16 protein-coding genes are annotated in these 25005 nt (G+C 70.8%); 12 read left to right on the top strand and 4 right to left on the bottom strand.

All coding sequences use genetic code 11. The annotated features are described in order from the left end of the window. Nucleotides 1–48 precede the first annotated feature (48 nt). The gene (locus tag ACIBAE_RS21825; protein ID WP_399288023.1) at nt 49–2220 is read right to left on the bottom strand and encodes a RecQ family ATP-dependent DNA helicase; all 2172 of its coding nucleotides are present in this window, start codon (nt 2218–2220) and stop codon (nt 49–51) included. A 110-nt stretch (nt 2221–2330) separates the two neighbouring features. Between ACIBAE_RS21825 and ACIBAE_RS21820 the strand changes: the two genes are divergently transcribed. The 7 genes from ACIBAE_RS21820 (at nt 2331) to ACIBAE_RS21790 (ending at nt 12541) form a co-directional block, all read left to right on the top strand. Then, nucleotides 2331–3668 (top strand): DUF4192 domain-containing protein, encoded by a 1338-nt coding sequence (locus ACIBAE_RS21820; protein WP_399288020.1) that lies wholly within the window; start codon nt 2331–2333, stop codon nt 3666–3668. Nucleotides 3669–3783: 115 nt separating this feature from the next. Then, nucleotides 3784–5835 (top strand): glycogen debranching N-terminal domain-containing protein, encoded by a 2052-nt coding sequence (locus ACIBAE_RS21815; RefSeq protein ID WP_399288017.1) that lies wholly within the window; start codon nt 3784–3786, stop codon nt 5833–5835. A 107-nt stretch (nt 5836–5942) separates the two neighbouring features. Beyond that, entirely contained in the window at nt 5943–6707 is a 765-nt protein-coding gene (locus ACIBAE_RS21810) for an NUDIX domain-containing protein (RefSeq protein ID WP_399288015.1), read from the top strand. Between the two features lie 140 nt (nt 6708–6847). Continuing rightward, complete coding sequence (locus ACIBAE_RS21805; protein ID WP_399288012.1) at nt 6848–8611, top strand: ATP-binding cassette domain-containing protein; 1764 nt, start codon at nt 6848–6850, stop codon at nt 8609–8611. Between the two features lie 160 nt (nt 8612–8771). Continuing rightward, complete coding sequence (locus ACIBAE_RS21800) at nt 8772–9659, top strand: FadR/GntR family transcriptional regulator (RefSeq protein WP_399288009.1); 888 nt, start codon at nt 8772–8774, stop codon at nt 9657–9659. A 351-nt stretch (nt 9660–10010) separates the two neighbouring features. Then, entirely contained in the window at nt 10011–11558 is a 1548-nt protein-coding gene (locus tag ACIBAE_RS21795) for an RNA polymerase sigma factor (protein WP_399288006.1), read from the top strand. 134 nt (nt 11559–11692) lie between these two features. Continuing rightward, nucleotides 11693–12541 (top strand): serine protease, encoded by an 849-nt coding sequence (locus ACIBAE_RS21790; RefSeq protein ID WP_399288003.1) that lies wholly within the window; start codon nt 11693–11695, stop codon nt 12539–12541. Between the two features lie 160 nt (nt 12542–12701). On the opposite strand, the gene ACIBAE_RS21785 is transcribed toward ACIBAE_RS21790, so the two are convergent. Continuing rightward, nucleotides 12702–12932 carry a hypothetical protein gene (locus ACIBAE_RS21785; protein ID WP_040025353.1) on the bottom strand — a complete coding sequence of 77 codons (231 nt, stop codon included), beginning with the start codon at nt 12930–12932 and terminating at the stop codon, nt 12702–12704. A 446-nt stretch (nt 12933–13378) separates the two neighbouring features. Here ACIBAE_RS21785 and ACIBAE_RS21780 point away from each other — a divergent pair, with 446 nt between their 5' ends. The 4 genes from ACIBAE_RS21780 to ACIBAE_RS21765 all read left to right on the top strand — a co-directional run bounded on the left by ACIBAE_RS21780 (nt 13379) and on the right by ACIBAE_RS21765 (nt 17904). Further along, complete coding sequence (locus tag ACIBAE_RS21780) at nt 13379–15505, top strand: type IIA DNA topoisomerase subunit B (RefSeq protein WP_399287999.1); 2127 nt, start codon at nt 13379–13381, stop codon at nt 15503–15505. Nucleotides 15506–15566: 61 nt separating this feature from the next. Beyond that, on the top strand, nt 15567–15734 hold the full coding sequence (locus ACIBAE_RS21775) for a LuxR C-terminal-related transcriptional regulator (RefSeq protein WP_399288168.1): 168 nt from the start codon (nt 15567–15569) through the stop codon (nt 15732–15734). 98 nt (nt 15735–15832) lie between these two features. Next, entirely contained in the window at nt 15833–16315 is a 483-nt protein-coding gene (locus ACIBAE_RS21770; RefSeq protein WP_399287996.1) for a DUF485 domain-containing protein, read from the top strand. Then, a complete protein-coding gene (locus tag ACIBAE_RS21765; protein WP_399287993.1) occupies nt 16312–17904 on the top strand; it encodes a cation acetate symporter in 1593 nt (530 codons plus the stop codon). The genes ACIBAE_RS21770 and ACIBAE_RS21765 overlap by 4 nt, the downstream gene beginning before the upstream one ends. A gap of 62 nt (nt 17905–17966) precedes the next feature. On the opposite strand, the gene ACIBAE_RS21760 is transcribed toward ACIBAE_RS21765, so the two are convergent. Together ACIBAE_RS21760 and ACIBAE_RS21755 are read right to left on the bottom strand one after the other, a co-directional pair. Continuing rightward, nucleotides 17967–18644 (bottom strand): response regulator, encoded by a 678-nt coding sequence (locus ACIBAE_RS21760; protein WP_399287991.1) that lies wholly within the window; start codon nt 18642–18644, stop codon nt 17967–17969. Continuing rightward, nucleotides 18641–20299, bottom strand: coding sequence for an ATP-binding protein (locus ACIBAE_RS21755; protein ID WP_399287988.1), 1659 nt, complete (start codon nt 20297–20299; stop codon nt 18641–18643). The genes ACIBAE_RS21760 and ACIBAE_RS21755 overlap by 4 nt, the downstream gene beginning before the upstream one ends. A gap of 384 nt (nt 20300–20683) precedes the next feature. Here ACIBAE_RS21755 and ACIBAE_RS21750 point away from each other — a divergent pair, with 384 nt between their 5' ends. Beyond that, nucleotides 20684–24910: a discoidin domain-containing protein gene (locus tag ACIBAE_RS21750; RefSeq protein ID WP_399287985.1), complete on the top strand. Its 4227-nt coding sequence runs from the start codon at nt 20684–20686 to the stop codon at nt 24908–24910. Nucleotides 24911–25005: the final 95 nt, after the last annotated feature.

Genomic DNA, 25005 nt, shown 5'->3' with positions numbered 1-25005 from the left:
TATGACACTCATATCCCTGCCCAGAGCGGCCACGGGTGATGCCTTTCGTCACGTCTGAACGGCAAGGACCAGCGGAAACACTCCCTCCGCTCCGGCTTTGCGCAGCAGTCGCGTGGCCACCGCGAGCGTCCAGCCGCTGTCGGAGAGATCGTCGACGAGCAGGACGGGGCCACCGGCCGACGTGAGTGCTCGGGCCAGTACGGGTGGCACGGTCAGCGCCTCGTGAAGGGCCCGCACCCGCTGAGCGCTGTTGGTGCGGGAGATGGGGGCGTCACCCGCACCCGGCGCGTACTCGACCGTCCCGAGCAGCGGCAGCCTGCCCACCTCCGAGATGCGGCTGCCGAGCGATCCGACGAGCCGCGGCCTGTCGTACGAGGCCACCGTCACGATCCCGACGGGCCTGGGCGGCGCGTCGGCAGCGCCGGACGCCCATCCCCCCGGTCCCTTGGCCCAGTCGGCGAGCACGCTCACCACGGCGTTCACCACATCGTCGGGTGCCGGGCCGTCCGGGGCCCGCTCCGCGAGCATCGGACGGAGCCTGTTGCCCCAGCCGATGTCGGAGAGTCGTCCCAACGCTCTTCCCGCGAAGGCCTGTTCACCCTGTGGAATGCGTCCCTTGAGGTCGATGCCGACCGCCGCGAGCCCGGTCGGCCACATCTTGCGCGGCTCCACCTCCACGCCCGGCCTGCCCAGCTCGCCGCGTGCCGCGTCCAGGGCCGCGGCACTCACCTTGGCCTCGAACCGGACCCCCGCGCAGTTGTCACACCGCCCGCAGGGGACGGCCTCCTCGTCATCGAGCTGCCGCCGCAGGAACTCCATCCGACAGCCGCCCGTCGACGCGTACTCGCGCATCGACCGCTGTTCGGCCTCCCGCTGACGCGCCACCCACGCGTACCGCTCGGTGTCGTACACCCACGGTTGCCCCGTGGTGTGCCAGCCGCCCTTCACCCTGCGGACCGCCCCGTCCACGTCGAGGACCTTGAGCATCGTCTCCAGCCGGGTACGCCGCAGCTCGACCAGCGGCTCCAGGGCGGGCAGCGACAGCGGCCGGCCGGCCCCGTCCAGCACGTCGAGTGTGCGGCGGACGAGCTCCTCGGGCGGGAAGGCCACCGAGGCGAAGTACTGCCAGATCGCCTCGTCCTCCTTGCCTGGCAGCAGCAGTACCTCGGCGTGCTCCACCCCACGGCCCGCGCGGCCCACCTGCTGGTAGTACGCGATGGGTGAGGAGGGCGACCCGAGGTGCACCACGAATCCGAGGTCCGGCTTGTCGAAGCCCATGCCCAGCGCGGACGTGGCCACCAGCGCCTTCACGCGATTCGCCAGCAGATCATCCTCCGCCTGCTGCCGGTCGGCGTTCTCCGTCCGGCCGGTGTACGAGGTGACCGTGTGCCCGCACTGCCGCAGGTACGCCGTGACCTCCTCGGCCGCCGCGACCGTCAGGGTGTAGATGATCCCGGATCCGGGGAGCTCGCCCAGGTGGTCGGCCAGCCAGGCCAGCCGATGAGCGGCGTCCGGCAGCCGGAGGACATGGAGGCTGAGACTCTCCCGGTCCAGCGGCCCGCGCAGCACCAGAGCGTCCGTCCCCGCGCCCGTGCCCAGCTGCTCCGCCACATCGGCGGTCACCCGGGAGTTCGCCGTGGCGGTGGTCGCGAGGACCGGAACGCCCGGCGGAAGCTCCGCGAGCATGGTCCGCAGCCGGCGGTAGTCCGGCCGGAAGTCGTGGCCCCAGTCGGAGATGCAGTGCGCCTCGTCGACGACCAGCAGCCCGGTCGCGGCGGCCAGCCGGGGAAGGACCTGGTCGCGGAAGTCCGGATTGTTCAGCCGCTCCGGACTCACCAGCAGGACGTCGACCTCCCCCGCGGCCACCTCGTCCTGAATCGTGTCCCACTCCTCCGCGTTGGAGGAATTGATCGTCCGGGCCCGGATACCGGCCCGCGCCGCGGCCTCCACCTGGTTGCGCATCAGCGCCAGCAGCGGCGACACGATCACGGTCGGCCCCGCGCCGCGCTCGCGCAGCAGCGAGGTCGCCACGAAATACACCGCGGACTTGCCCCAGCCGGTCCGCTGGACGACCAGCGCTCTGCGCTGGTCGGCGACGAGCGCCTCGATGGCCCGCCACTGGTCCCCGCGCAACCGCGCGGCGCCGGTCGGATCACCGACGAGTCGGGCGAGAACGGAGTCGGCCGAGGCCCGGAGAGCTGCGCGGTCTGCGTTGGTCATGCCCCCATGCAACCCGATGGCCCGGACAAACCGCGAATGCGGCCGAGCCCCTGTGGATAACGTTATCCACAGGGGTCGCGCATGACGGCCCGACGCGGGACGGTCGTGCCATGAACAAACACCACGAACCGACCGGATCCGCCGAAGGGCAGCAGATCACCTTGCGCAGTCCGGCGGAACTCGCCGACGCCCTTCCGTACTTGCTGGGTTTCCATCCCACCGACTCGATCGTCATGGCCGCACTGCACGGAGACCGGGGCCGTTTCGGCGGACGGCTCAGGCTCGGCATCCCCCGCTCGCCGCATGAGTGGCCCCCGGTGGCCGAGCAACTCGCCGAATGCCTCATCGAGGGCAGCGAGCGGCGCGGCGCCCGCCCCGACGGCGTTGTCGTCTTCGTCTGCCAGGACCCGGAGGGCGGGGAGACAGGGCGGCAGGTGATGGAGCGGCTGCGCCCGCTCGCCCAGCGGCTGCGGACCGCGTGCGGGGCGCTCGACGTGCCCGTGCACGAGGCGCTCTGTGTCTCCGACGGCCGCTTCTGGTCCTACTGCTGCCCCGATGTCCGCTGCTGTCCGCCGGAAGGGAACGTCCTGGCCCTGCCCGGCACGTCGGTGATGGCCGCCGCCGCCACCTATGCCGGAGTCCAGGTGCGCGGATCCCTGCGGGACATGGAGGCCCGGCTGGAGCCCTGGCGTACCCCTGACGCCGGTGAGCAGGAAAGGGCCATGGACGACGCGGGCGCCGCCCTCGTGCCCAGGATTCTGAGCGGGGGAGACCGTGAACAGGTGGGTACGGAGACTCTGCGGCTGGCGCGCGGGCTCATGAAGCGCTTCGGCGAGGCGACGAGCGGCGGCCCGGCCCCTACGGATGCCGAGGACGACGGGCTGATCAGCCATGACGAGGCCGCCGCTGTCATCCTCGGCCTGCAGGACCGCGAGACACGGGACCGGGCGGCGGAGTGGATGGAGGGAGCCGAGGCGGAGCCGGCGTTACGGCTCTGGCGAGCGCTGTCCCGCCGCTGCGTCGGCCCGTACGCCGAGCACGCGACCGCCCCGCTGACCCTGGCCGGCTGGGTCGCCTGGTCCACCGGCGACGAACCCGGTGCCCGGGTGGCCCTCGGGCTCGCCCTGCGACTCGACCCGCAATACGTCTTCGCCCAACTGCTCCATCAGGCATGCAACGAAGGACTGGATCCCGAGGCCTTGCGCCGCTGTCTGCGCGGCGAGCGCGCAGCGCGTGCCCGCTCCGGCGCGCGTGCCACATCCGGCCCACCTGGCACACGCCGTGCGCGCGGCACGCTCGGCGCGGCCAGGCGGCCGAAGGCCCGTCCGGTGCGCACGCCCGTGACAGGCAAGGCGGTGCCGCCCGCCCGGCCGCGCCCGGGTGCCGCCGGGACCCGCGACCGGGGCGGACGGCGGAGCGGACAGCGCGGAACCAGGAGCGGGCGGTGACGGCCGTGACCCGCCCGCCCGTACGGGCGTTCACCTCAATGGCGGATTCGTACGATCCGCGCCGTCGCGGACGCGGTGGCTCTCCGGAGCGCACAGAAGGCACAGCAGACCACTCATGGCTCTCACCGTCCCTCCAGCAAGCAGCGAACCGTCGCGTGCCGTGCCCTTCGGGGCAGCGCGGAAGGCGCCACCGCCGGGCGAACTGCCCGCCGTACATCACCTGCTCCTCTGCGTCGCCCTGCCGCACTTCGCGGTCTCACCCGATGACGGCCAGCTCACCGGCGAGGGACTGGAAGGGGTCTACGGGTCGGGCCGGCGGCTGCTGTCCCGCTGCCGACTGCGGATCGCCGGACGGGAGCCCGTTCCGCTGCAGGGCAGGATGGTCGCGGCCGACCGAGCGCGGTTCCTGGCCGTGGTCCGCACCCCTGCCGACGCCGGCCCCGATCCGGAGCTCAGTGTCGAACGACTGCGGGACGCCGACGGCACGGAACGCATCACCCTGCACAACTCCGCCCGCCGGGCCCGCAGGATCCCGGTGGAGATCGCGCTCGGGACAGATCTCGCGGAACTGGCCACCGTCGCGGCCGGCCGTGCCGGGCCCGCGCTTCCCGCCGGCGTACACGCCACAGGGCTGCGCTGGTCGGCGGCCGACGGCGCACACGCCGTCGTCAGCGCCGACCCCGCGCCCGGCGACGCGCTCGCTTCGGCGGGGGTGCTGCGCTGGGACATGGAGCTGGGGCCCGGAGCGTCCCGCACCATCGAGTTGCGGATCCGCTCGGGTCGCTCAGGCCGTCCGGCGCGCCCGGCCCGGCCGGTGGGCCGCACCGGGAGCGACCCGCTGCCCGACGCGGCGGCCGACGGCGACGACCCACGTCTGCGAAAGCTGTTCGCCGTCTGCCTCGGCGACCTCCGCGCACTGCTGCTGCGCGGCCCCGGTGGCCCCGCGGACGTGTACCTCGCCGCAGGCGTGCCCTGGCGCTGCGGGCCACCCGCCGCGGAAGCCCTCTGGGCCGCGCGGATGGCCCTCCCGCTCGGCACCCGGCTGGCCGCGGCCACACTGCGCACGCTCGTCCGCGGCCAGTTCAGAGGCCCGGGAGGCGACTTCGGACGGCTTCCGGGCCCCCTGCGGGACGCCGGTCCGCATCTGCCCCCCAGCTGTACGGGCGTCGAGGCGACGCTCGCCTTCCCGGTGGTCCTCGCCGAGGCGCGCCGCTGGGGACTGCCCGAGCAGGAGCTCGCCGAACTGCTTCCGGCGGCCGAGCGCTGCCTGCACTGGCTGCGCGCCGCGGTGGGCGACAGCGGGCTGCTGGCGGAACCGGGCCCCGCCGGGCCGCAGCGTGCCGAGACCCAGGCGCACGCGCACCGCGCGGCCCTGCTCGGGGCCGATCTGCTGGAGGCATGCGGGCGGCCGGGAGCCGACGACTGGCGCGACTGGGCGGCCGCGCTGCGACGGCGCTTCCGGGAGACGTTCTGGATCGACGACCGCGCCGGTGGGCGGCCGGCGGCCGCCCGCTCTCCCGACGGCCGGCTGCTGCCCTATCTGAACGCCGGCGCCGCGCACCTCCTGGACACCGGTCTGCTCGGCGAGGGGAAGCAGGCACCGGGGCTGCTGGACGCTCCCGCGACCGAGCGGCTGGCCGCCCTGCTCGGCGGCCCCGCGCTCGACTCCGGCTGGGGGCTGCGCGGTCTCGGCGGCAAGGAGCCCGGACACAATCCGTTCGGCCACCGGGCGGGCGCGGTGCGGGTGCACGAGACGGTTGTCGCGATCGCGGGCCTGGCCGCCGCCGGACACACGAAGGAGGCGGTCTCCCTGCTGCGCGGTCTGCTGGAGGCGTCCGAGGCGTTCGACCACCGGCTGCCCGAGATGTACGCGGGGGAGCGGCGGAGCGTCGGCGGTGCGCCCGTGCCCCATCCCGCCGCGTGCCGTCCGGCGGCGGTGGCCGCCGCCGCCGGGATCCATCTGCTGACGACGCTCGCCGGGATCCGTCCCGACGCGCCGGCCGGAACGGTCGCGCTGCGCCCCCTGCCCGGCGCCCCGCTCGGGGCGGTCCAGCTCACCGGGCTGCGGGTCGCCGGGGAGCCCTTCTCGGTACGGGTCAGCCGGCTCGGGCTGGGGATGGTCGAGGAAGCGGCCGCCGGTCTCCAGCTGGGGGTGCGAGCCGAGTGAGCATCCCGGCCGGCCGGGTGCGCCCCGGCCGTGAGGATGGCCGAGAAGCGGTCACTGTCAGAGACGGAAGGAGTGTTTATCGTCAGGGAGACGACTATGATCACGGCATGTCGCCCTACGACCCGTCGGCCTTCCCGCCCTTCGCTGTCACCGTCGACCTGGTGGTGCTCACCGTGCGCCGCCACGCGCTCTGCGCGCTGGTCGTACGGCGCGGAGAGCCGCCGTTCCAGGGCCGGTGGGCGCTGCCCGGCGGTTTTGTCAGAGGCGATGAGGATCTCGCCGCCGCGGCCGCGCGCGAGCTGGTCGAGGAGACCGGCCTGCGCGCGCACGATCCGCTGTCCCCGGCCCCCGGGAACGCCGCCCACCTCGAACAGCTCGCCACCTACGGAGATCCCGGTCGGGATCCCCGGATGCGGGTGGTCAGTGTGGCCCACCTGGCGCTCTCGCCCGATCTTCCCGCGCCCCGAGCCGGAGGCGACGCCAACAGCGCCCGCTGGGCCCCCGTCGAGGACCTGCTCAACAAGGAGGGCGGCTTCGCCCGCGAGGACGAACTGCCCGCGCAGCTCGCCTTCGACCACGCGCGGATCCTCGCGGACGGGGTGGAGCGGGCCCGCTCCAAGATCGAGTACTCCTCGCTCGCCACGGCCTTCTGTCCGTCCGAGTTCACCGTCGGGGAGCTGCGCAGGGTCTATGAGGCCGTGTGGGGCGTGGTGCTGGACCCGCGCAACTTCCACCGCAAGGTGACCGGCACCCCCGGATTCCTGGTCCCCTCCGGGGGGACCACCACCCGGCAGGGCGGCCGGCCCGCGCAGCTGTTCCGGGCCGGAGGAGCGACCGTGCTCAATCCGCCGATGCTGCGGCCCGAGGTCTGAGGGCCCCGCCCGGGGGCATCCCCGTCGCGGACACCGGGACGGCTGAGGGCTCACCTGCGCCACAAGTCGGACATATCGCGTTATCTTGCTGCGGTACCCGCCCTGCCGCCGAGCGGTCTCACCTCCCCGCGAGAGAAGCGATGCTCCAGGCCATCGGACTGACCAGCAAGCCCCGTCGAGACCTCACGCCCGCCGTGGACGATCTGACTTTCGAGGCCCGGGCCGGCTCGGTCACGGCGCTTCTCGGGGCCCCCGGCGCGGGCAAGACCACCGCGCTGCGGCTGATGCTCGAACTCGAACCCGGACGCGGTGTCGCGTACTTCCGCGGCCGTCCGCTCCACCGGCTCGCCCACCCGGCGCGCGAGGTCGGCGTGCTCCTCGGTGACGTGCCCGGTCACCCCGCCCGTACCGCGCGGGGGCAGCTCCGGATGCTCTGCGCCGCCGCCGGGGTGCCCGCCGCACGCGCCGACGAACTCCTCGAAGTCGTCGGCCTCGGCGCTCTGCGCGACGAACGCCTCGGCGCCCTCTCGCTCGGTATGGAGCGCAGACTCGGGCTCGCCTCCGCGCTGCTGGGCGATCCGCACACCCTGCTGCTCGACGCACCGTCGGCGGGCCTCTCGCCCCGGGAGAACAGCTGGCTGTCCGGACTGCTGCGCGCCCACGCCGCCCAGGGGGGCACCGTCCTATACACCACCAGCGACCCCAAGGAGGCCGCCCGCACCTCCGACCGGGTGGTCACCATCGACGGGGGACGCCTGGTGGCCGACCAGGACGGCGCCTCCTTCGCCCGCACCAGACTGCGCCCCCGTGTCGCCGTCAGGACGCCGCACGCCGCCCGTCTCGCCGACGCGCTGAGCCGGGAGGCCCGCGCCGACCGCCGCTCGGTCGAAGTGGTCGCCGAGGCCGGCAGCCACCTCACCGTCTACGGCAGCAGCTGCCCGGAGATCGGTGAGACCGCCTTCCGGCACGGCGTTCTCGTCCACCAGCTCGCCGACGAGGTCGGCGACACGGGCCCCGGTCCTGTCGCCGCCGTTCCCGCTCCCGCCCCGGCCCCCGAGGCGGAGCGGCGCCCGGCCGACGCGATCACCGACGGTTCCGGCCCGCTCCCGCCCCCCCTGTCGTCACGGCCCGCCCGCAGCCCGCTCAGGCCGGTCCGCTACGAATTGCGCCGCATGCTCGGCGTCCGCACCGCGCCGCTCATCATGGCCGCCGTCCTCGTGGCGTCCGTCGCCCTCGCCGTGCCCCTCGCCCGTACCGGCGGCACCCCCCTGGCCGACCTGCTCGCCGCGTGGCCCGCGATCCTGCCCCTGCCCCCAGCCGCCCTCGGCGCGGGGCTGCTGGGGGCGTTCTCCTTCGGCGACGAGTTCCGCTATCCCGCTCTCGCGGGCGCCCGGGGCACCGTCCCGCGCCGGCTCGGCCTCCTGCTCGCCAAGCTCGCCGTGACGGCCGGTACGGCTCTGCTGCTCGCTCTCCTGGCGGTGGTGGCGGACGCCGGGGCCCTGCGTCTCGTCTACGGCGCCGACGCCGTCCCCGTACCGGACGACTGGTTCGCGCTGGGCGCCGGCTGGGCCGGACTCGCCGTCGGCTGCGCCTGGGCCGGGCTGCTGGGCGCCGGGGTCTTCCGGGTCACGGCCGCCGGAGTGGCCGCGGTCATCGCCGTGCCCGTGCTGGTGGTCCCCCTCGTACAGAAGGCTCTCGCCGGTCCGTCCGCGCGTTCGGTCGCCGGACTTCCCGGCAGGCTGCGGGAGCTGGCGTGGCTGCAGTGGCCGCGCGAGGCCGACCGATGGCTGATGGCCACGGTCAGACTCGTCGCCCAACCCGTCGCCGCGGCGCTGACGTTGTCGCTGTCGGCTCTGCTCTGCGCATATCTGCTCACCGGCCTTCGCCGCAGGGCCCGTTGGTGACCACAGAACGACCGGAGTGTGTCGTCCTGTCCGGAACTCCCCTGATAACGGCCGCTTCTTTACGATAAGGCGTCAATCGAGGGGGGAACGCCGATCACCCTTTCGTGTGCTTTTCACCAAAGACCTCAAGACTGGGGGAATCAACGCCGACAAAGGATGCGTGAGTACCCTTGCGCACACCATGATGACCGCCGCCCGCTCCGTCGAGTCCGGCCTCTCCGGCCCGGGCGAACTCGACCGCTACCCCTTCGCGGAGGCGCCCGGCGCCGACCGCGTGAACGCACCCGTCTGGGAGGGCGCCGACACCGATCTGGGCCGGGTGGGACGCCGTACGACGAGCAGTCGCGGCCGGGGGCTGCACGGGCAGCTCGTCCAGCAGCTCGGCCAGATGATCGTCTCCGGCGACCTGGGCGCCGACCGGCCGCTCGTGCCCGAGGAGATCGGCCAGCGCTTCGAGGTCTCCCGCACGGTGGTGCGGGAGTCGCTGCGCGTTCTCGAGGCCAAGGGCCTCGTGAGCGCCCGCCCCAATGTCGGTACCCGTGTCCGCCCGGTCAGCGACTGGAATCTGCTGGACCCCGACATCATCGAGTGGCGCGCCTTCGGGCCGCAGCGTGACGACCAGCGCCGGGAGCTGAGCGAGCTGCGCTGGACGATCGAGCCCCTTGCCGCGCGTCTGGCGGCCGGCCATGGCCGGGAGGATGTCCAGCAGAGGCTCTCGGACATGGTGGAGATCATGGGTCATGCCCTCGCGCAGGGCGACTCGATCACCTTTACCAGGGCGGACGCCGAATATCACTCGCTGCTGATCCAGCTCGCCGGGAACCGCATGCTGGAGCACCTCTCGGGGATCGTCTCCTCGGCGCTGCAGGTATCCGGCGGTCCGGTCACCGGGTGTGAGCGTCCCACCGACGCCTCGCTCGTCCACCACGCGCGGATCGTCGACGCCCTCGCCGCCGGCGACGCGCAGGCGGCGGAGTCGGCCATGCGTCAGCTGCTGACCGTTCACCCGGAAGGGGAGCGCGTCGTTCCCGCGCCCCGCGAGCACTGAGCGCGGTCCCGGGCCGGGGCGTACGGGGGATGTACGCGCCGTGCGTCGCCGGACCTCCGGGTTCGGCGACGCACGCGTGGGCGCCGAATCTCCCCCTTGGGCCCTTCTGGTCGCTTTGTCGCCAATGAGGTGTGACTCGGGCCACGTGGATTGGGCGTAACACTCTTCGGCGCAGGGCGATGACCTAAGAGGTGATGGCCGAGGAGGGAATACGACCGCCGCGCATGGCGCTGTATTCACCTCTGAGGCTCCACCCCGCGACGCCGGCGACATCCCCAGCCGGCGGACGTCGGCTCCGGCCCGTTTTCGGGCGGGGCCGGAAGCCGTTTCCATCGTTCCGAGAGGTTGTTCGTGTCGGCCAGCACATCCCGTACGCTCCCGCCGGAGATCGCCGAGTCCGAGTCTGTGATGGCGCTCATCGAGCGGGGAAAGGCTGATGGGCAGATCGCCGGCGATGACGTGCGTCGGGCCTTCGAGGCCGACCAGATTCCGCCAACCCAGTGGAAGAATGTTCTGCGCAGCCTCAACCAGATCCTCGAGGAAGAGGGTGTGACGCTGATGGTCAGTGCCGCGGAGTCGCCGAAGCGAACCCGCAAGAGCGTTGCAGCGAAGAGCCCGGCGAAGCGCACCGCCACCAAGACCGTCGCGGTCAAGACCACCACGACGAGGACCGTGGCGGCCACCGCCGCCTCGACGGCGGAGTCCGTGGACGCGTCCGCCGACGAGGCCGGTTCCACCGCCAGGAAGACGGCCGCGAAGAAGACCGTGGCCAAGAAGGCGACGGTCAAGAAGACGGCCGCCAAGAAGACCACGGCGAAGAAGACCGCCGGCAAGAAGGACTCCGACGACGGCGTCGACGGCGAAGAGCTGGCCGACGAGGTCCAAGCCGGCAAGGGCGAGGAGGAGGAGACCGAAGGCGAGAACAAGGGCTTCGTCCTCTCCGACGACGACGAGGACGACGCGCCCGCGCAGCAGGTCGCCGTCGCCGGTGCCACCGCCGACCCGGTCAAGGACTACCTGAAGCAGATCGGCAAGGTCCCGCTCCTCAACGCCGAGCAGGAGGTCGAGCTCGCCAAGCGCATCGAGGCCGGCCTGTTCGCCGAGGACAAGCTGGCCAATTCCGACAAGCTCGCGCCGAAGCTCAAGCGCGAGCTGGAGATCATCGCCGAGGACGGCCGCCGCGCCAAGAACCACCTGCTGGAGGCCAACCTCCGACTCGTGGTCTCGCTGGCCAAGCGCTACACCGGCCGCGGCATGCTCTTCCTGGACCTGATCCAGGAGGGCAACCTCGGTCTGATCCGCGCGGTCGAGAAGTTCGACTACACCAAGGGCTACAAGTTCTCCACGTACGCCACCTGGTGGATCCGTCAGGCGATCACCCGCGCCATGGCCGACCAGGCCCGCACCATCCGTATCCCGGTGCACATGGTCGAGGTCATCAACAAGCTGGCGCGCGTGCAGCGCCAGATGCTCCAGGACCTGGGCCGCGAGCCCACGCCGGAGGAGCTGGCCAAGGAACTCGACATGACCCCCGAGAAGGTCATCGAGGTCCAGAAGTACGGCCGTGAGCCGATCTCGCTGCACACCCCCCTGGGTGAGGACGGCGACAGCGAGTTCGGAGACCTCATCGAGGACTCCGAGGCCGTCGTCCCGGCCGACGCCGTGAGCTTCACGCTCCTCCAGGAGCAGCTGCACTCGGTGCTCGACACGCTCTCGGAGCGCGAGGCGGGCGTGGTCTCCATGCGCTTCGGCCTCACCGACGGCCAGCCCAAGACGCTGGACGAGATCGGCAAGGTCTACGGCGTGACGCGTGAGCGCATCCGTCAGATCGAATCGAAGACGATGTCGAAACTGCGTCACCCGTCGCGTTCGCAGGTGCTGCGCGACTACCTCGACTAGGCGCACGGAAGCACAAACGCTCAGGGCCCGGATTCCTTTCGGAATCCGGGCCCTCGCGCTGTCCGGGGGTGCGAGACTCGGCCGGTTGGATGACTCTGGGTAGAACAGAGTCCACCGGAGAGTCAGGAGCCTGTATGCGCCGTCCCCTTGCCCGAATGCTGACAGGAGGACTGGCCGTGATGGCGGCGGGGGCCGTGCTGCCGCTCGTCCCGCCCGTTCCCGCAGCCGCCGACAGTGTGGTCATCGGCGGTCAGCCGGTGCGGGCCACGGACAGTCCCTGGGCCGTCGCCCTGTCCAGCCGGTCCCGTTTCGGGGCCGCCCGGGCCGGTCAGTTCTGCGGAGGCGTGGTGGTGGCACCGACGAAAGTGCTGACGGCCGCGCACTGCATGGGCCGGGACGTCCTGGGGGCGGCGCCCGGGGAGCTGCCTGATCTCCGGGTCATCGCGGGGCGTGAGCGGCTGCGCGGTGGCGGAGGGCAGGAGGTCGCGGTGCGCTCCGTGCGCGTCGATCCGGCCTACGACCCGAATACGAACGCGTCGGACATGGCCGTACTGACGCTGTCGGAAGCACTGCCCGAGGGGTATGCGATCCGGCCCGCCGAGCCCGGTGATCCGGCGTCGGCGCCCGGCACCGCGGCCGAGGTCTACGGCTGGGGTGACACGTCGGGCAGGGGCGCTTACGCGTACGCGCTGCGCTCGGCGCCCGTGACGGTTTTGCCGGACGCGAGCTGCGAGCGGGCTTACCCCGGCAGCTCAGGAGGCCGCTACGAGGCTTCCACGATGCTCTGCGCGGGCGATCCGCAGGGCGGGCACGACGCCTGCCAGGGGGACAGTGGGGGGCCGCTGGTGGCCCAGGGGCGGCTTATCGGGCTCGTCTCCTGGGGCAGCGGCTGTGGCCGGGCGGGGAGCCCGGGGGTCTATGCCCGGGTCACCACGGCCATGCGGCCCGTCGCCGAGGCGCTCGGAACGCGCGCACGGCGGTGACAGGGGCGATGGTCACGGTGACGGGGGACTGATCACGATGACGGGGGGCTGGGTCACGGGGGGTACGTGACGAGAACGGGCGGCCGTCCCTGGTGTTCAGGGGTGGCCGCCCGTCGGCCGGTCCAGGACCGGGCCCTTGGCTCGTCGTGGATGCGAGGTGTCAGTGTTCCTCTTCACCGCCGCCGGCCGGTACGGCCGTCAGTCGGTCGGTCTCATCCTGTATTTCCGCGGCGATCTTCTTGAGTTCCGGCTCGAACTTGCGTCCGTGGTGGGCGCAGAAGAGCAGTTCACCACCGCTGGACAGGACGACGCGCAGATATGCCTGGGCGCCACAGCGGTCGCAGCGGTCAGCCGCCGTCAGCGGGCTCGCGGGGGTCAGAACAGTAGTCACGTCGCCTCTTCTCTAGCTCGACGAGCTGTCGTACCAGGGTCAACATCCAACCAGGCCGAAAACGTTCCCGCTCGCGGCATTTCCTCGAAACTTCTTTCCGTGGTGGCCGGCTGCTGACGATTGGCGGCGAATGAGCCGTATTGCTTCGCATGGCTTCGCACTACGGGTTTCGCGTTGCTTGTCTGGGTGGTCCGCCCTCCCGGCTGGCTTGCCGGTTGTAGATGAGGACGTGCCCGGAGCCTAAATGGTTCATGCGTGGAAGGGAACGTGATGTGGGCTTCACCCCATCGAGGGATCGAACACCTATGCGACGTTGGACTAGCATGAGAATTGACGAGGGTGGCGTGACAACCGCTCTACCAGGCCTCTGTACCCTCTAGCCGGTGACAGACGACGGGCCTCTACCCCACCGGGCCTGATTCCAAATTCAGCGAGGAGCGAACCGCGTGACCGCCGAGACGTCCGTGCCGTCCAGTGCGCTGCTGACCGCAGACCGTGATGGTTCCAACTACACCGCGCGGCACCTGCTCGTCCTTGAAGGGCTCGAAGCGGTCCGCAAGCGCCCTGGTATGTACATCGGCTCGACGGACAGCCGCGGCCTGATGCACTGCCTCTGGGAAATCATCGACAACTCCGTCGACGAGGCCCTGGGCGGTTACTGCGACCACATCGAGGTGATCCTCCATGAGGACGGCTCGGTCGAGGTCAAGGACAACGGCCGGGGCATCCCGGTCGACATCGAGCCCAAGACCGGCCTCTCCGGCATCGAGGTCGTGATGACCAAGCTGCACGCCGGCGGCAAGTTCGGTGGCGGGTCGTACGCCGCTTCGGGTGGTCTGCACGGCGTGGGCGCCTCCGTCGTCAACGCCCTCTCCGCCCGGCTGGACGTCGAGGTGGACCGCAACAGCTCCACCCACTCGATCAGCTTCCGGCGCGGTGTTCCCGGCATCTTCACCGAGCAGGGCCCCGACGCCCCGTTCGACCCGGCGAACGGGCTGCTGAAGGGCAAGCGGGTCCCCAAGGTCCGCACCGGCACCCGCGTGCGCTACTGGGCCGACCGGCAGATCTTCCTCAAGGACGCCAAGCTCTCCCTGGAACACCTCCACCAGCGCGCCCGCCAGACCGCCTTCCTCGTCCCCGGGCTGACCATCGTCGTCAGGGACGAGCGGGGCGCCGGTGAGAGCGAGGGCAACGGCACCGTCGAGGAGACGTTCCGCTTCGACGGCGGCATCAGCGAGTTCTGCGAGTATCTGGCGCAGGACAAGGCCGTCAGCGACGTCCTGCGCCTGACCGGTCAGGGCACCTTCAAGGAGACCGTGCCGGTCCTCGACGAGCGGGGGCACATGACCCCCACCGAGGTCACCCGCGAGCTGGGCGTCGATGTCGCCCTCCGCTGGGGCACCGGGTACGACACGACGCTCAGGTCGTTCGTCAACATCATCGCCACCCCCAAGGGCGGCACCCATGTGAGCGGATTCGAGCGTTCGCTGACCAAGACGGTCAACGAGGTGCTGCGCTCGGCGAAGATGCTGCGCGTCGCGGAGGACGACATCGTCAAGGACGATGCCCTGGAGGGCCTGACCGCGGTGGTCACGGTGCGGCTCGCCGAGCCGCAGTTCGAGGGCCAGACCAAGGAGGTCCTCGGCACGTCCGCGGCCAACCGGATCGTCGCCGCTGTCATCGCCAAGGAGCTCAAGGAGTTCCTGACGTCGACCAAGCGCGACGCCAAGGCGCAGGCGCGCGCCGTGCTGGAGAAGGCCGTCGCCGCCGCCCGTACCCGTATCGCCGCCCGCCAGCACAAGGACGCGCAGCGCAGGAAGACGGCGCTGGAGTCCTCCTCGCTGCCCGCGAAGCTCGCCGACTGCCGCAGCGACGACGTGGACCGCAGCGAGCTGTTCATCGTGGAGGGCGACTCCGCGCTCGGTACGGCGAAGCTCGCCAGGAACAGCGAGTTCCAGGCGCTCCTGCCGATCCGGGGCAAGATCCTCAATGTCCAGAAGGCCTCCGTCTCGGACATGCTCAAGAACGCCGAGTGCGGTGCGATCATCCAGGTCATAGGGGCGGGCTCCGGGCGGACCTTCGACATCGACGCAGCCCGCTACGGCAAGATCGTGCTCCTCGTCGACGCCGATGTCGACGGCGCCCACATCCGCATCCTGCTGCTCACGCTCTTCCAGCGCTACATGCGCCCGATGGTGGAGGCGGGCCGGGTCTTCGCCGCCGTACCTCCGCTGCACCGCATCGAACTGGTGCAGCCCAAGAAGGGCCAGGACAAGTACGTGTACACGTACTCGGACAACGAGCTGCGGCAGACCCTGCTGGAGTACCGGCGCAAGAACATCCGGATCAAGGACTCGATCCAGCGCTACAAGGGCCTCGGCGAGATGGACGCCGACCAGCTGGCCGAGACCACGATGGACCCGCGCCACCGCACGCTGCGGCGGATCAACATCGGGGACCTGGAGTCCTCCGAGCAGGTCTTCGACCTGCTGATGGGCAACGAGGTCGCGCCCCGCAAGGAGTTCATCACCAGCTCGGCGGCGACGCTGGACCGCTCGCGCATCGACGCCTGACACACGCTCCCGGAAGACCGGCCTCCACCCGCACGGGTGGAGGCCGGACCTCTACCCACGGCTGTCTCACCACCAGGAGATCGCGCGGCGGCCGCACATCGGGACGGCCACCGTGAAGACGCACATCAACAACCTGTTCGCCAGGACCGGGATGCGCGACCGCGCGCGGGCCGTGCGCCACGCGTATCGGCGCGGGCCCATCCCGGCAGCGGCGGCCGCTGTCACCTGATGGGGTGAAGTCGGGGGAGAGAAGAGTCCCGGAGCTTCCCGCTCCGACCATCCTTGGGGCGCGGCCGAAACGGTCCGCTGACAAGGAGAGTTGAACCGGTGGAGAAGCAGGAAGGGCGTGACGCCGCCGCAGCCGTGCGGCTCGACGCCCCGTGGTACGAGGCGCTGGACGACGGCTGGGGCGCCCTGGACGGCACGGGCATACCCGCGGCGCCCGCCGCGCCGGACCCGGCCGTGGCTCCCGAGCGCCCCCACAGCGCCGCCGACATCTACCTGGAAGTCCAGCGGAGCGCCGCCTTCCAGGAGGTACGCGGCCGCTACCGGAGGTTCGTCGTCCCCGCCTCGCTGGCCTTCTTCCTCTGGTATCTCGCCTACGTCGTGGCGGCGTCCGCCGCACCGGAGCTGATGGCCAGACCGGTGGCGGGGGCGGTGAACGTGGCGATGGTCGCCGGACTCGGCCAGTTCCTCTCCACCTTCCTGCTGACCTGGGCGTACGCGCGGCATGCCCGGCTGCGCAGGGACCGCGCGGCGCTCGAACTGCGCTGGGAGACCCAGGAGATGACGCGGGGAGTCGAACAGTGAACGGCGATCACCAGATCCTGGCGCTGGTGCTCTTCAGCGCGTTCGTCGCGGTCACCCTGGGCATCACCACCTGGGTGAGCCGCAACCGGCACGGTTCCGCCGAGGAGTTCTACGCGGGCGGCCGGCTCTTCTCCCCCATGGAGAACGGCTTCGCCATCGCCGGGGACTACATGTCGGCGGCCTCCTTCCTGGGCATCTCGGGCGTGATCGCCCTCTCCGGCTACGACGGGGTGCTCTACTCCGTCGGCTTCCTCGTCGCCTGGCTGGTCGTGCTGCTCCTTGTCGCCGAACTCGTGCGCAACTGCGGTCGGTTCACGCTCGCCGACGTGGTCGCGGCGCGCATGAGCGAACGTCCCGTCCGGATCGCCGCGGGCACCTCCTCCGTGACCGTCTCCGTGCTCTACCTGGTCGCGCAGATGGTCGGCGCGGGCAGTCTGGTGGCGCTGCTTCTCGGCGGCACGAGCGGGGCGGCGCGCGCCTGGACCGTGATCGGTGTGGGCGCGCTGATGGTCATCTACGTCTCGCTCGGCGGGATGCGCGCCACCACCTGGATCCAGATCGTCAAGGCCGTGCTGCTGCTGGCCGGTTCGATCGCGCTGACCGTCCTCGTGCTGATCCGCTTCCACGGCGACATCAACGACCTGCTCACGAGCGCGGTCGCGCACAGCGGGCAGGGCGAGGCGTTCCTCTCACCCGGTCTGCGGTACGGCGGGAGCTGGACCGCGCGCGTCGATTTCATCAGCCTCGGCCTGGCCCTGGTGCTGGGCACGGCCGGCCTGCCGCACATCCTGTCGCGCTTCTACACCGTGCCGACCGCGCGCGCCGCGCGCCGCTCGGTCGTCTGGTCCATCGCACTCATCGGCGGTTTCTACCTGATGACGATCGTGCTCGGTTTCGGCGCGGCCGCGGTGGTCGGCTCCGACGCGGTCCGTTCCTCGAACGCCGCCGGCAACACCGCGATCCCGCTGCTCGCCCTCGACCTCGGCGGTGGAGCGGGCTCGACCGGCGGAACGGTCCTGTTCGCGATCGTCGCGGCCATCGCCTTCGCCACCATCCTCGCCGTCGTCGCGGGGATCACGCTCGCCTCCTCGGCCGCCGTCGCCCACGATCTCTACGCCTCGCTCAAGCGTGAGGGCGGCAAGCGGCGCAGTGAGGTCGCGGTGGCCCGCATGGCGGCGGCGGGGATCGGCGCGGTGGCCATCGGACTCAGCCTGCTGGCCGACGACCTGAACGTCGCCTTCCTGGTCGGTCTCGCCTTCGCGGTCGCCGCGTCCGCCAATCTGCCCGTCCTGCTCTACTCGCTGTTCTGGCGGAACTTCACCACCCGCGGGGCGGTCTGGTCGGTCTACGGGGGGCTGATTCCGGCCGTCGTGCTGGTCGTGCTCTCGCCCGTGGTCTCGGGCGGCCCGGACGCGATCTTCCCGGGTGTCGACTTCCATGTCTTCCCGCTGGACAACCCGGGCGTGGTCTCCATCCCGCTGGGCTTCCTGGCGGGCTGGATCGGTACGGTCCTCTCGCCCGAGGGGCCGGACGCGGCCAGGCACGCGGAGACCGAGGTCAGGTCGCTGACCGGAGCGGGAGCGGTATAGGTCAGGCCCGCGACGGAAGCGAGGGGCAGGACGGCCCACCGTGGAGCGGCCCGGGCGGCGCGTCAGGCGCCGGCTGTCCAGACGTAGCGGTGTTCCGGGCGCCCCGTCCCGCCGTACCGGAGGCTGAGCCGGACCCGCCCCGCCCGCTCCAGCAGCTTGAGGTAGCGCTGCGCGGTCTGCCGGCTCATTCCCGCCCGCTCCGCGATCTCCTGCGCGGAGAGCGGTCCGTCCGCGCCCAGCAGTACCTGGCGTACCAGTTCGGCGGTGGTGGGGGAGTGGCCCTTGGGGAGGGACGGGGTGGTCGCGGCGGAGAGGGCCCCGAACATCCGGTCGACCTCCGACTGCTCCGCCTCGCCACCCCCGTCCACCGTTCGGCGGAGCGTCGCGTACGCCTCCAGTTTGGTCCGCAGCCCGGCGAAATTGAATGGTTTGACCAGGTATTGCAGTGCTCCGTGGCGCATCGCCGCCTGGACGGTGGCGACATCGCGCGCCGCCGTCACCATGATCACGTCGGCCTGATGGCCGAGCCCGCGCAGCTTCCGGACCACCGCGAGCCCGTTCTCGTCGGGCAGATGGTGGTCCAGGAGGATGAGATCGATGGGTCGTTCGGCGAGCCGGGTGAGGGCCTCGGCGGCCGAGTGGGCCTGGGCGACGACCCGGAAACCGGCCACCTTGGCCACATACGCCGTGTTGATCCGCGCGACCCTGAGGTCGTCGTCCACGACCAGTACGTCGATCATCGTTCCCCTTCCACCGTGGCCTGTTCCCGTTCCTGTGCGGCGCCGGCCGTCAGCGCTTCGGGGAGTACGACCGTGAACTCGGCGCCGCCCGCCGCCGATTCGCCGGCCCGCGCGCTGCCGCCCTGCCGCTCGGCCAGCCTGCGCACCAGCGCCAGACCGAGGCCGCGCTTGCCGTGGGCCGGCGGGGCCTTGGTCGACCAGCCTTCCGAGAAGACCAGTTCCCGCTGCCCGGCCGGGATGCCCGGTCCGCTGTCGGAGATCCTGATGACGACCGTACGGCCCTCGGCGCGCAGTTCCACCTCGATGCGCGGGTCCGCGGATCCCGCCGCCGCGTCCAGCGCGTTGTCGATGAGGTTGCCGACGACCGTGACCAGGCCCTGCGGGTCCACCAGCCGGTCCGGCAGCCGGGTGCCCGGCGACAGGCGCAGCGCCACGCCCCGCTCCGCCGCGACCGTGGCCTTGCCGACCAGCAGCGCGGCCGGCAGCGGATCGGTGATCTTCTCGGTGATCTGCTCGGCGGTGGCGCGGTGGACGCCGACGACCTCGGTGACGAACTCCGCCGCCTCTTCGTGCAGGTCCAGCTCCAGCAGCCCGAGCAGCGTGTGCATCCGGTTCGCGTGTTCATGGTCCTGGGCGCGCAGCGCGTCGATCAGCCCGCGGGTGGCGTCCAGCTCACGGCCCAGGCGTTCCAGTTCCGTACGGTCGCGGAGCGTCACGACGGCGCCCCCGTCGTCGGTGGGCATCCGGTTGGCGACCAGGACGCGGCTGCCCCGTACGGCCAGCAGATCCTCGCCCACCACGCGTCCCGTCAGCACGTCGGTGGTGCGTCCGGCGCCGAGTACGTCGCGGAGCGAACGGCCGGTGGCATCGGGGCCCAGCCCGAGCAGCCGCTGCGCCTCGTCGTTCATCAGCCGGATCCGGCCGGTCCCGTCGAGGGCCACCACCCCCTCGCGCAAGCTGTGCAGCATGGCCTCGCGCTCGGCGAGCAGGGCCGAGATGTCGGAGAAGGCCAGGTCATGGGTCTGCCGCTGAAGCCGCCTGGAGATGAGATACGCGGCGAGCGCCCCGGCCGCCAGCGCCCCGCCCGCGTACGCGAGCAGCCCGGGGATCGCGGCGAGGAACCGGTCGCGGACGCTGTCGTACGCGATGCCGACCGATACGGCTCCGACGATCTCCCCGGAGCCGTCGCGGAGCGGGACCTTGCCGCGCGCCGAGCGGCCGAGGGTGCCGCTGTCGATCTCCTTGACGTGCTCGCCCGCCAGGGCCCCGCTGGGGTCGGTGGAGACGACCCCGCCGATCTGGCTCAGGTCCGTGTGCGACCAGCGGACCCCTCGCCTGTCCATGATCACTACGTATTCGGCGCCGGTGGCCTCTCTGACGCGCTCGGCCTCGGCCTGTACGGGCCCGTCCACCGCCGGGCGTGACTCCAGCAGTTCGCCGGCGAGCCGGGGCGAGGCGGTGGTCTCGGCGATGGCGAGCGCGCGGCTCATCGCCTGGTCGTCCAGCTCGTCGCCGAAGGGTGCCAGAAAGAGCCCGGTGGCCAGCACGGTGACGCCCGCGGCGACGGCGAGCTGCATCAGCAGCACCTGGGAGAAGACCCGGCGCGGCCAGCCGAATCGCCGTCGTCCGCCCGCGGTGCCCGGTCCTGCGCTCATGCGTACGAACGGTAGAGGGCGGAGCGCCCTTTCCGAAATTTTGCCCCGGCGACGCAAATACTTCGCAAGGTTTGCAGGTCGCTTGCGTTTGCCTGATGAGCGGGCGGATGGCGGACGTTGGCGTCTTCCAGGTGTCAACTCGGGTGGCGATCCACGGGATTTGGTTCTGTCGGATCTGTGGACGGCCTCGCATTTCTCTGCAACTCTCTGACCGCTATACGCAAAAGACTCCGTTCATTAGTGCAGAAACGCTTGCCGTATCGGCAGGCATGCCAGAGCCGCGCCCTCGCCGCCCCCGCGCCGAGGCCGAAGATCGGGGATCCATTGAGATCGCTAAGCCGGAGATGGCGGGTCCTCTCGACCGCTGTAGCCACCAGTCTTTTGATGGTCGGTTGGCCGTCGCTCGCCTCGGCGGCCGGCGGCCCCAACATCGCCGCGGGGCGGACCGCGGCGGCGAATGCCACGACGGGCGACGCGACCGCCCGTAATGCCACGGACGGCAACCAGTCGACCTACTGGGAGGGCAAGGGCACGAAGGCCCCGCAGTGGGTGCAGACCGACCTCGGGTCCACCAAGCGGGTCGACCAGGTGGTGCTGAAGCTCCCCGCAGGGTGGGAGTCCCGTCAGCAGACCCTGTCCCTGCAGGGCAGCGCGGACGGCACCAGCTTCGAGACGCTGAAGTCCTCCGCGACCTACACCTTCAGCAAGGGCGCGGGCAACAAGGTCGCCATCTCCTTCCCCGCCACCAAGGCGAGGTTCGTCCGGGCCACCATCACCAAGAACAGCGCGGGCAAGAAGGCCCAGCTCTCCGAGCTGGAGGTGCACACCGCCCTGGCGGCGTCGACGAACCTCGCCCTGGGCAAGACGCTCACGGCCAGCAGCTTCACCGACGTCTACCCGGCGGCCAAGGCCAACGACGGTGACAAGGGCTCCTACTGGGAGAGTCAGAACAACGCCTTCCCGCAGTGGATCCAGGCCGACCTCGGCTCCTCGGTCGCCATCAACCAGGTCGTGCTGAAGCTGCCCGACGGCTGGGGCTCCCGCGCCCAGACGCTGAAGGTCCAGGGCTCGACGAACAACAGCGACTTCACCGACCTGACCGCCTCGAAGGCGTATACCTTCGACCCGGCCACCGGCAACACGGTGACGATCTCCCTCAACTCCACCACCACGCGCTACGTCCGGGTGGCGATCACCGCCAACACCGGCCAGCCCGGTGGCCAGCTGTCCGAGCTGGAGATCTACGGCCCCACGACCGGTGACACCACGGCCCCCAGTGCCCCCGCCGGTCTCGCCTTCACCGAGTCGACTCCCGGCCAGGTCAAGCTGACCTGGACGGCGTCCACCGACAACGTGGGTGTGACGGGCTACGACATCTACGCCAACAACACGCTGCGCACCAGCGTCGCGGGCAACGTGCTGACCTACACGGACACGCAGCCCACCAACACCACGGTCGCGTACTACGTGCGGGCCAAGGACGCGGCCGGCAACGTGTCGGGCAACAGCAACACGGTGACCCGGCAGGCCGCGAGCGGTGACACCCAGGCGCCGACCACCCCGGCGAACCTGGCCTTCACCGAGTCGACCCCCGGGCAGGTCAAGCTGACCTGGACGGCGTCCACCGACAACGTGGGTGTGACGGGCTACGACATCTACGCCAACAACACGCTGCGCACCAGCGTCGCGGGCAACGTCCTGACCTACACGGACAGCCAGTCGACCGGCACCACGGTCTCGTACTACGTACGGGCCAAGGACGCGGCCGGCAACGTGTCGGGCAACAGCAACACGGTGACCCGGAACGGCAGCTCGGGTTCGGCGTCGAACCTCGCCATCGGCAAGCCGATCACCGCGTCCTCGACGGTCTTCACCTTCGTCGCCGAGAACGCCAACGACAACAACGTCGCCACCTACTGGGAGGGCGCGGGCGGCAGCTACCCCAACACCCTCACGGTGAAGCTCGGCGCCAACGCCGACACCCAGAGCGTCGTCGTCAAGCTCAACCCGGACAGCAGCTGGGGCGCGCGGACACAGAACATCCAGGTGCTGGGCCGCGAGCAGAGCGCGACCGGCTACACCAGCCTGGTGGCCGCCAAGGACTACGCCTTCAACCCGTCGAGCGGCAACTCGGTGACCATCCCGGTCAGCGCCCGTGTCGCCGACGTCCAGCTGAAGTTCACCTCCAACACCGGCTCCGGCGCGGGCCAGGTGGCGGAGTTCCAGGTCCTCGGTGACCCGGCGCCCAACCCCGATCTGACGGTCACGGCTCTGACCGCTTCCCCGTCGGCCCCGGTCGAGTCGGACGCGATCACCCTGTCGGCGACCGTACGCAACGCCGGATCGAACGCCGCTCCGGCCAGCACGGTCGACCTCCAGCTGAACGGCACCAAGGTCGGTTCGGCGTCCGTGGGCGCTCTGGCGGCCGGTGCCTCCACCACGGTCACCGCGAACATCGGGGCGCGTGACGCGGGCTCGTACACGCTCACCGCCGTCGCCGACCCGGCCAACGCGGTCATCGAGCAGAACGAGACCAACAACAGCTACACCGCCTCCGCTCCGCTGGTGGTGAAGCCGGTCTCCAGCTCCGACCTGATCGCCACCTCGGTCAGCACGTCCCCGTCCTCCCCGGCGGCCGGGAACACCGTCACCTTCTCGGTGGCGCTGAAGAACCAGGGCACCATCGCGTCCGCCTCGGGCAGTCACGCCATCACGCTGAACCTGGTGAACTCCTCGGGCGCCACGGTCAAGACCCTGACCGGCTCGTACAGCGGCACCATCGCGGCCGGGGCCACCTCCCCGTCCGTGGGTCTCGGCACCTGGACGGCCGTCAACGGCTCGTACACGCAGAAGGTCGTCATCGCCGACGACGCCAACGAGCTCCCGGTGAAGCGCACCAACAACACCAGCTCGCAGCCCCTCTTCGTCGGCCGCGGCGCCAACATGCCGTACGACATGTACGAGGCGGAGGACGGCACCCTGGGCGGAGGCGCGCAGGTCGTCGGTCCGAACCGGACCGTCGGTGACCTCGCGGGCGAGGCGTCCGGCCGCAAGGCCGTCACCCTCAACAGCACCGGCAACTACGTCGAGTTCACCACCCGCGCCAGCACCAACTCGCTGGTCACCCGGTTCTCCATCCCGGACGCGGCCGGTGGTGGCGGCACCAACTCCAACCTGAACATCTACGTCGACGGCACCTTCCTCAAGGCGATCGACCTGACCTCGAAGTACGCCTGGCTGTACGGGGACGAGACCGGCCCCGGCAACTCGCCCGGCTCCGGCGGCCCCCGTCACATCTACGACGAGGCCAACGTCCTGCTCGGCAAGACCGTCCCCGCCGGCAGCAAGATCCGCCTGCAGAAGGACACGGCCAACACCTCGACCTACGCGATCGACTTCATCAACCTGGAGCAGGCGACCCAGGTCGCCAACCCGGACCCGACCACCTACACGGTCCCGACCGGATTCGCCCAGCAGGATGTCCAGAACGCGATCGACAAGGTCCGGATGGACACCACCGGCAAGCTGGTCGGCGTCTACCTGCCGGCCGGTGACTACCAGACGTCCAACAAGTTCCAGGTGTACGGCAAGGCGGTCCAGGTCGTCGGTGCGGGTCCCTGGTACACCAGGTTCTTCGCCCCCTCGGGCCAGGAGAACACCGACGTCGGGTTCCGGGTGGAGGCCGCCGCGAAGGGTTCCTCCTTCAAGAACTTCGCGTACTTCGGCAACTACACCTCGCGCATCGACGGCCCCGGCAAGGTGTTCGACTTCTCCAACGTCACCGACATCACGATCGACAACATCTGGAACGAGCACACGGTCTGCCTCTACTGGGGCGCCAACGCCGACCGCATCACGATCAGCAACTCCCGGATCCGTGACACGTTCGCCGACGGCATCAACATGACCAACGGCTCGACCGACAACCACATCATCAACAACGAGGCGCGAGCCACGGGTGATGACAGCTTCGCGCTCTTCTCGGCGATCGACGCCGGCGGCGCGGACATGTACAACAACGTCTACGAGAACCTGACCGCGCTGCTGACGTGGCGGGCCGCGGGTGTCGCCGTATACGGCGGCTACCACAACACGTTCCGCAACATCACCATCGCGGACACCCTCGTGTACGCCGGTATCACGGTCAGTTCGCTGGACTTCGGGTACGCGATGAACGGCTTCGGGACGGATCCGACGACGATCGAGAACGTGTCGGTCATCAGATCGGGCGGCCACTTCTGGGGCTCGCAGACCTTCCCCGGAATCTGGCTCTTCTCCGCCTCGAAGGTGTTCCAGGGGATACGGATCAACAACGTCGACATCGTCGATCCGACCTACAGCGGCATCATGTTCCAGACCAACTACGTAGGCGGTCAGCCGCAGTTCCCGATCAAGGACACCATCCTCACCGGCATCTCGATCACCGGTGCCCGCAAGAGCGGTGACGCCTTCGACGCCAAGTCCGGCTTCGGACTGTGGGCGAACGAACTGCCCGAGTCCGGTCAGGGCCCGGCGGTCGGTGAGGTCACCTTCAACGGCCTGACGCTCAACAACAACGCCGTGGACATCAAGAACACGACGTCCACCTTCAAGATCAACGTCAACCCGTAGGGGAGCGGGTGAGGGCCCCGTAGCGGGCCCGTAGGGTGATGCCGGCCGGACGCCTCCGGCCGGCATCACCGCGTGCCCGTCTCCTGACGCGCTCC

It is taken from the genome of Streptomyces sp. NPDC051569 (assembly GCF_044454085.1).
In the GTDB taxonomy this organism is placed as follows: Bacteria; Actinomycetota; Actinomycetes; order Streptomycetales; family Streptomycetaceae; genus Streptomyces.
This window is presented reverse-complemented; position numbering and strand designations above follow the sequence as displayed.